This window comes from Candidatus Hydrogenedentota bacterium, from assembly GCA_018005585.1.
Classification (GTDB): Bacteria; Hydrogenedentota; Hydrogenedentia; order Hydrogenedentales; family JAGMZX01; genus JAGMZX01.
In genome coordinates, this window is record JAGMZX010000119.1 from 10,518 (window position 1) to 19,087 (window position 8,570).

The window sequence follows — 8,570 nt, forward strand, 5'->3', positions numbered from 1 at the left end:
CCGCACGTGTGTTTTTGGGAAACGCGCGTGCGCGCAAAGGGGAGAGAGCGCACTATGCGTAGAGTTGCATTCATGGCATTGCTTGGCCTGCTGATATTGGCGACGGTGTCCGCCGTGGCCGAGCTGCAGCAGGTGTCGGTGGGCGGTTCCGTGCGCATCCGCGGCAACTACGTGAGCAACGAACTGACCGGTCCGCTGCCGCAACCGCGATGGCTGCCGCCTTTGCTGGGCGGCCGGCCTATCGGCGGGCCGTTCAACCCCGCGGTGGCCAGTATTTACCACTGGGACAATGACGGCCCGGACTATTCGTCGGTCGAGATGCGCACGCGCCTGCATGTCCGCGCGGACTTCACGGATGACGTGAGCACGTTCATTGAGGTGGATTCTTATGACAATTGGGGCGAGGACTTCCGCTCCAATTACATCACCGGCGTGGACGGCCGCGCCGCGACCGGCGACGATGTCGAGATTTTCCAGGCGTACATTGAAGCGCGCGACCTTTGGGATTCGCCGCTGAGTCTGCGCATCGGGCGCCAGGAACTGGCCTTTGGCAGCCAGTGGCTGGTTGGCCCTCGCGACTTCGGCTTCTTCTTCACGGGCATTTCGTTCGACGCGCTGCGCCTCACGTACGCCGCGGACACGTTCACGGTCGACGCGTGGGCCAGCAAGCTCGCGGAGCGGTTCTCCGACTTCGGCGACGCGGACGTGGATTTCTACGGCCTGTACGGCAGCTACACCGGTATCGAGGGGCATACCCTGGACGCTTACTGGATGATGCTGCGCGACGACACCGGCATCGAGGACGTGGCGGGCGGCCCCGTCACCGAATGGATTGAAGACCTCTGGGGCGTCGATGACTACGGCGCCACCACGCTGCACACCGCCGGAGTGCGCGCCGCTGGCAAGTTTGGCGCGTTCGACTACGACGCGGAAGTGGCGTATCAGTTCGGCGAAGCCGACGCCATCGGCACGACTTTCAAGCCGGGCCTCTATGGCGACGATGACGCGGACTTCGACAATCTGGGCGCGAAACTTGAGCTCGGCTACGCGTTCGACGCGGCCTGGCATCCGCGTGTCTTCACCGCGTTCCGGTATTATGGCGGCGAAGACAACCGCGACATCTCGTTCTGGGAGTGGTTGAATCCCTTCGATAAGCCCGAGGCGAGCATCAACTTCAATCGCCTGTTCTCGAACGATATTCTCAGCGGGTTCATCGATGCGAACAACGACTTCACGAACGCCTGGTACGCGCGCGTCGGCCTGATGACTGCGCCCACGGAAAAACTGCGGACGATGTTCTGGGTCTCGTATTACGAGTCCCTGGAGGACTTCGACGCGCCGCGCCACTTCACCCTTGGCAAGATGCGCATCCCCATCCTGCCGGGCGCCTCGTGGTGGACTCAGGCGAACGACGACGACCTTGGCATCGACGTGATGCTTGCGCTCACGTATCTGTACAGCCAAGACCTCTCGTTCGACATCGGCTGGACTCACCTGTTCACGGGCGACGGCTATGCCCAGGGCAACTACAACAGCTTCAACGGTCTGGTGTTCAACGGCGGCAGCGACGATGACGACGCCGACTACGTCTTCGCCGGCTGCCGGGTGGACTTCTGACCGGCAGTTCAAGCGTTAGCAGCGGGGCCCCGCGGGTTGCCGCGGGGCCTTGGTCTTACTGGCCACTGCCCGTACAATCGTGATACAACGTTGTCTTCAGCGCGGAGGAGTGAGCCATGCTGCTGCAGCCGATGGACTGGGCGATCATCGCCGTCTATTTCCTTGTTTCCCTGCTGATTGGCGTCGCGGTGACGCGCCGCGCCGGCAGCAGCGCCGCGGAATTCTTCGCGGCGGGGCGTTCCATGCCGTGGTGGCTGCTCGGTGTGTCCATGGTCGCCACCACTTTCTCGACGGACACGCCGAATCTGGTCACTAACATGGTGCGCAAGAACGGCGTGGCCGGGAACTGGGAATGGTGGGCGTTCTTGCTCACCGGCATGTTGACGGTGTTCCTGTACGCGCGGCTCTGGAAGCGGTCGGGCGTATTGACCGACGTCGAGTTCTACGAAATGCGGTACAGCGGCAAGACGGCCGCATTCCTGCGCGGATTCCGCGCGCTGTACCTGGGCGTGATTTTCAACGTCATCGTCATGGCCTCGGTATCGCTTGCCGCCATCAAGATCGGCCGGGTCATGCTCAACCTGACGCCGGTTCAGACAATACTCATCGCGTCCGTGGTCACCGCGGTCTACAGCGCGCTCGGCGGCTTGCTCGGCGTGCTCTGGACCGATTTCTTCCAGTTCCTTCTGGCCATGCTTGGTTCGCTTGCCGCGGCCTACTACGCGCTTTCGCTGCCTGAGGTGGGCGGTCTCGCGGGCCTGCTTGCCCACGAAAACGTGCAGTCGCGGCTCAGCCTGCTCCCCCGGTTCGACGACCCCTCGCTGCTGCTCGGCGTCTTTCTCATTCCGCTGTGCGTGCAATGGTGGGCGGCGTATTATCCGGGCGCGGAACCCGGCGGCGGCGGCTACATCGCGCAGCGCATGCTGGCCGCGAAAGACGAGAAGCACGCACTCGGCGCGGTGTTCTTCTTTAATGCGGCGCACTACGCGCTGAGGCCCTGGCCGTGGATCATTGTCGCCCTGTGCTCCCTGGTCGTCTTTCCGGACCTGGACGCCATGCGTGACCGGTTCCCGTACGCGGCGGATGTCATCAATCACGATATGGGTTACCCCGCCATGCTGACGTTTCTCCCGACCGGGCTGCTGGGCGTGGTCGTGGCCTCGCTGATTGCGGCGTATATGTCCACGATTGCCACCCACCTTAACTGGGGCGCCTCCTACATCGTCAACGATTTCTACAAACGCTTTGTCCGGCCCCGCAGCAGCGACCGGCATCTGGTGTTCATCGGGCGCGTCGCCACGGTCCTGCTGATGGCGGGCGCCGGTTACCTTGCGCTGCAGATGGAGAGCGCGCTGGACAGTTTCAAGATCATCCTGAATATTGGCGCGGGCACGGGGCTTCTCTTCATCCTGCGGTGGTTCTGGTGGCGCATCAATGCGGTCAGCGAAATTGTGGCTCTGATCGTCTCGTTCGTGGTTGCGCTCTATTTCCAGTTCTGGCACGCAAAGACGGGCCTGCCGCAGCCTGACGACTGGATGCGGCTATGCCTTATCGTCGTAATCACAACCGCGTGCTGGCTGCCAGCCACGTTTCTGACGAAGCCGGCGCGCCAGGACGTGCTCATTGCGTTCTATCGGAAGGTGCAGCCGGGCGGCCCCGGCTGGCGGCGTTTCATCGAGCGCGCCGAAGCGGACGGGCACTCGATGCGCGACGTGGACCGCCTCGGCCAGTTGCCGCTCGGCATTCTCTGCATGCTCCTGGGCTGTGTCTCGATCTACGCGGCGCTCTTCGCCACGGGCTATTGGATATATGGGCAGTACGCCCTGGCCGGGACGCTCACGGCCGTGTTCGTGGTGACGGCGGCCGTCCTGGTGCGGCTCTGGACGCTGCTTGTGCATCCGCTGCGTATTCAGATGACCATTCGCGTCAAGGCCCGGGATGAAGGCGGCGTACGATAAGATATGAAGCGGCGGCTGTTTGGCCGGAAACGGGAGTAATATGGACGATGGGAAGCGCGAATGGGATATTGCATGTCGGCGTTATTGGCGCGGGGCGCATCGGCAAGGTGCATGCGGGACATCTGGCCGGCCGGATTCCCCGCGCCCGCCTGTGCGTGATTGCGGATATTTCGGAAGATGCCGCGCGCGCGTGCGCCGCGCGCCTGGGCGTGCCCCGCGCCGCCGGAGACTACCGCTCCGTTCTGGACGATCCCGAGATCGACGCGGTGGTGGTCTGTTCTTCCACCGACACGCACGCGCGCATCATCGAGGAGGCGGCCCACGCCGGAAAGCAGATTTTCTGCGAGAAGCCCATCGATCACGACCTCACGAAGATCCGGCGCGCACTCGATGCGGTCGCGCGCGCGGGCGTGAAGCTGCAGATCGGGTTCAATCGCCGCTTTGACGCGAATTTCGCGCGCGCGCGCCGCGCCATTGCCGACGGCGAGATTGGCGCGCTGCATCTGCTGCACATCATCAGCCGCGACCCGGCGCCGCCGCCGATTCCGTATATCAAGGTTTCGGGCGGCATCTTCCTGGATATGACAATCCACGACTTCGACATGGCCCGTTTTCTCACCGGCGCCGAGGTCGAGGAGGTGTATACGGCCGCGGGCGTGCTCGTGGACCCGGCGATCGGCGCGGCGGGCGACCTCGACACGGCAGTGATTGTGCTGAAGTTCGCGAATGGCGTCATCGGCACGATCGATAACAGCCGCCGCGCCGTCTACGGCTACGACCAGCGCGTTGAAGTGCTCGGCAGTGCGGGCGGGCTCCGTGTCGACAACAACTACCCGAATGCGGTGCTGATCAGCGACGCGCGGTCTGTCCGCCGCGATTTGCCCCTCAATTTCTTCATGGAGCGTTACACGGAGAGCTTCTGCACGGAAATGAGCGCCTTCGTGGATGCGGTGTTGGACGATACCCCGGCCCCGGTGACGGGTCATGACGGCCTTGTCCCCGTCGTGATGGGCATCGCCGCGCGGAAGTCTCACGATGAGGGCAGACCGGTGAAGCTGAGCGAGATATCGGCATGAGACGCGCCGCGGCGTTCGCGGGGAGTATCTGCCTCTGTCTTGCCGGGCTCTCCAATTGTGGCGTCCGCGATTCAGCGCAGCAGACTACGCCGGTTGCGACGGGGAAGGGTTTGGCGTTCTCTCCTGACCAGGTGCGCGGCCTGCGCGAAGCGCTGGACGCAATGATAATGATGCTCGAAGGGGAGCGATACGCGGAGTTCCTGGAGACATACGCGGACCCGGAAGTGGCGGCCGGGGCGCGGCGGGACGGCGGGATGGAAGCCCTGACGGCGCGGATGGCGGGGCCTGAAGGGGCGGAACTGATGCGCACGTTGCGGGCCACCCGCGCCTTGGAACCGCGCTTCGGCCCCGACGCAAACACCGCGGCGTTCTGGCAAGAGGGTTTCCCGCGTTATCTCGTATTGCGCCAGATAGACGGGCGCTGGCGGGTCATGAACTGAGGCGGCCAAGGGGCGCGTTATTGCGACTCGGGCACGCCCTTGCATAGACTCCCCTCATGCAGGAATGCGTCTTCCATTCTCACACGGCCCTGAACCGGCGCGCGCGTCTGATTCAGGTCGCGCTGCTCTGGCTGATGTCGTGCTGCGGCGCGGCTCAGGCGCAGCGGTTGCTGGTTGTGACGAATGCCCTGTCGGCGACCCGCGAAGCCGCGCGCGTGTACGTGCACAGTGTTGATTTCGAGACGTGCGCAGTGCTCCCGGGGACGTGGGTGCTGCCCGGCGCTGCGCCGCTGGCGCCGTTGCTCGCGACGGCGCAAGGGCCTGCCTTGCTCAGTACCGGACCGGCGTTGAAGGCCGGCGCGTCCGACATGCGTCATGTCCGGACTTGGCACAGTGCGTTTCGGATGGCGCCGCTCGCGGAACTGACGAGCATGCGCCGGGTTTCGGAACCGGAATGGCGCGAATGGATTCCTTGCGCGTTGGAAGACCCTCGCAACGGCGACACGGTCGCGCTGGTGCTTGGCGTTCGCGCCCGTTCTGACGACGAGTGGGAGGCGCGGCTTACGACGCTTACGTACCCGCGCCGGGAGGAAGCCGGCGTCCGAGGTGGTCCCGCGACGCACCCGCTCCCGGGCTGGCCGCTGACAGCGGCGCATGCCGGTGGCGGCAAGGTGTGTGTGCTGTGCAGAGCGACGCCTGAAACAGGGATGCACGTGCTCTTGGCCGACATCTGGGGGGCCGTTTCCCGTCTGGAATCCGTCGCCTTGGGCGAAGCAATGGACCAGCCCGGCTTTGCCGCCGCAGGTATGGGAATCGACGCGGGAAAAGGTCTTGCGCTCGTTGTGGCGTCCGGTTACGCACTGGACCACCCCGGCGGCGAGCCCGTGTCGCGGGCCTGTCTCGTGCGCGCAGGCGATGGGACTCTCGCGGGGGCGTCCGTCGACCTGCGTGGCGAGGGCAATGCCGGTTCGCCCGTTGTATACCCGGGTGGAGACGGCCTCTTCTGGGTGGCGACGCGCGTGCCCGGTACGGATTTTGCCTATGTGACGCGTTTGCGGGTCGATGCCGAAGACGAACTGGTCAAGGATTCGGAATTCGCGCTTGCCGGAGCCGGGCGCGGCCTGTTGCTTGCGCCGTCGCCGGATGAAGACGCGCTGGCCGTCGGATACGGCAATCGTATCGAGGTCTGGCGCGACGGCAAACAAGGCAGCGCGGTGCACGACTATCCCGGGGGTATTCAGGCGCTGGCTTGGCTTGACGCGGGGCTGTTTGCGGGCAGTGGCGGTCTTGCGTTCCGCGTGGACCGTGCCACCGCGCAGCAGGTTAAAGCGATTCTTGTGCAGAGCGGCCACGTGACTGGGTTTTCGGTGATTCCCGGGCGGGGGCTGCCCGACGGCGATACCGACGGCGACGGCCTTTCTGCTGCCGCGGAACGGCTCGCGAATACGTCCAGCGACTTGCCGGACAGCGATGACGACGGCGTCCCCGACGGCAATGACTTGGAGCCGGTTACGCCTTCGCCGCGCCTGGACCTGCCCGCGGAAATTCTCTTTCACGGCACGGCCGTGGGCCACGAACTCCGCGCGCTGGATTTTCGCGCACAGCACGGCGAGAACGTCACGTGGCGCGTCGAGGCGGACGCCGGCGCTCGAGACTGGCTTGTGATTACGCCTCGATCAGGACACGCGCCGGGTCAGGCCTATCTCGCCGTGAATCCGCTCGTGTACCAGCGTGGCGTTGCGCTCGAGGGCCGCGTGCAGGTTCATATGACCGGCGCAAGCCGCGGCGCTCAGGCCACAGGCAGTCCGGCGGAGGTCCTGGTTCGCGTGCTGCCTGCTCCGGCAGGCGCGCGGCGCGCCTTGTATCTCGGGGACGGGGCTGCGGCGTCCGGAAATGGCGCCGAACAGCATGGCACGCCGGCCTTGCTGGGTCTCTTGGCCGGGCCGCCGTTCTTCTTCTCGCATACGGTGTCGGAAGGGCCGCTGCAGGACTCCCTAACCGAGTACGCCCTGGTGATACTGGATGCGCGCGCGGCCGCGCAGGGCGCCGTGACGCGGCAGGGACTTCTCGACTACGTCATGGACGGCGGCGCGCTGCTCTTTCTGGGGACATATATTGCGTCCGGGGAAACGCGGTCCCTCACGCACTGGCTGGCGCCGCTCGGCATACACATCGATACCGGCATCCGGGTAGACCGTAACATGGGGAACGTTGCGTCTGGCGCGCTGAGGGGCGAACCGGAACGGACGCCCGCAACGGACAACGGCGGCGATATGCCGGCGTCGCACGACGCCTTCCTCGCCCGATACTGGCGCGCCTTTGGCGTCGATTCTGGCTGCGCCCTCCAGGCTCCTGAATCCTGCGTCGTTGTTCGGGACACGGAAGACCCGGACCTTGCGCTCCTGGTCGCCTGCCGTTACGGATATGGCCGGATGGCCCTGCTCGCTTCGGCTTCCCCGGTGCGCGGCCCCGCGCTGGACCGTCCCAACAACCGCCTATTCGCCGAGGACCTTTTCCAGTGGCTGAGCCACGCGGGCACCGACATCAGCGACATGGATGGGGACGGTCTGCCGGATGCCATAGAGGACGCGAACGACAATGGCGCCTGGGATGCGGGCGAAACGAACTACCTGCAAGCCGACACGGACAGCGACGGTATCCCGGACGCACTTGAGGACCTGAACCGGAACGGCGCGCTCGACGACGGGGAAACGGATCCCCGCAACCGGGATTCGGACGGAGATGCGGTCTACGACGGCGCCGACGATACGCCATGCCCCGCTATTGGATCGCCGCAGATCCTCGCCGTGGAGGGTATCGCCGGACCCGCGGAAGGCCCGGCCGAAGGCGGCGCCACAGTTGTCCTTTCGGGCCGCAACTTTACACCCGCGGTCACGGTGTGGTTCGGCGACCGGCAGGCGCAGATGACCCGGGTACACGGCGCATCGTCCATTCTCGCCGTAACGCCGCCTTGCGCCAGTGCGCAGGGCGGCACCGTGCCCGTGCGCGTCGTGGCCTCAGAGACGCAGACGGAGGCCGTACTCGCGGACGGATTCCGATATGGCCCCAGGACGCGCGTCCGCCTTGTCTTGACGCCGGACGGCCCCGTGCGCCGTTCCGGCAATCGCTATGAAGGCAGACTGCGCGTGGCTTTGGAATCGCCCGGCACGGCAATCGTCCGGCAAGTGGTCGCGCTCCTGCGCCCCGACGCGGGGAAAGGATTTGGGTGGCTCACGGGGCAAGACTCCGGGGACGCCGGCACGGGCCGCCTGTTCTGGAACATGCGGGTCCTTGATAACGGCATGTTGATGCTGAGTAATCGCACGCCTGCCCGGGCCGTGCCCGGTGCGCGCCTCGACACCCTCGTGCCCTGGATATACGTTGCCGAGACGGAAGCCCCCGCGCGCATTCGCGTGGATGTATCCGGCTTGCTCGCGACGCATTCCAACGGCGCGCCGCTCGACGCGTCTTCCGAAGGG

The 8,570-nt window shown here is 65.5% G+C and carries 5 protein-coding genes; all 5 read left to right on the forward strand.

What is annotated here, in order from left to right; genetic code table 11:
* The first annotated feature begins 54 nt into the window (after positions 1-54).
* Positions 55-1,617: an alginate export family protein gene (locus KA184_17490; GenBank protein MBP8131376.1), complete on the forward strand. Its 1,563-nt coding sequence runs from the start codon at positions 55-57 to the stop codon at positions 1,615-1,617.
* Positions 1,618-1,733: 116 nt separating this feature from the next.
* Positions 1,734-3,575 (forward strand): Na+:solute symporter, encoded by a 1,842-nt coding sequence (locus KA184_17495; protein ID MBP8131377.1) that lies wholly within the window; start codon positions 1,734-1,736, stop codon positions 3,573-3,575.
* 65 nt (positions 3,576-3,640) lie between these two features.
* The gene (iolG, locus tag KA184_17500) at positions 3,641-4,651 is read left to right on the forward strand and encodes an inositol 2-dehydrogenase (GenBank protein ID MBP8131378.1); all 1,011 of its coding nucleotides are present in this window, start codon (positions 3,641-3,643) and stop codon (positions 4,649-4,651) included.
* Positions 4,648-5,091 carry a hypothetical protein gene (locus KA184_17505; GenBank protein MBP8131379.1) on the forward strand — a complete coding sequence of 148 codons (444 nt, stop codon included), beginning with the start codon at positions 4,648-4,650 and terminating at the stop codon, positions 5,089-5,091. Before iolG ends, KA184_17505 begins: the two co-directional genes overlap by 4 nt.
* A 56-nt stretch (positions 5,092-5,147) precedes the next feature.
* Positions 5,148-8,570, forward strand: a 3,423-nt coding sequence (locus KA184_17510) for an IPT/TIG domain-containing protein (GenBank protein ID MBP8131380.1), incomplete at its 3' end; no start/stop codon positions are given.

What these genes read in the sequence shown, in the direction of transcription:
- KA184_17490 (MBP8131376.1), top strand. Translation starts at nt 55, where the DNA reads ATGCGTAGAGTTGCATTCATGGCATTGCTTGGCCTGCTGATATTGGCG.
- KA184_17495 (MBP8131377.1), top strand. Translation starts at nt 1,734, where the DNA reads ATGCTGCTGCAGCCGATGGACTGGGCGATCATCGCCGTCTATTTCCTT.
- KA184_17505 (MBP8131379.1), top strand. Translation starts at nt 4,648, where the DNA reads ATGAGACGCGCCGCGGCGTTCGCGGGGAGTATCTGCCTCTGTCTTGCC.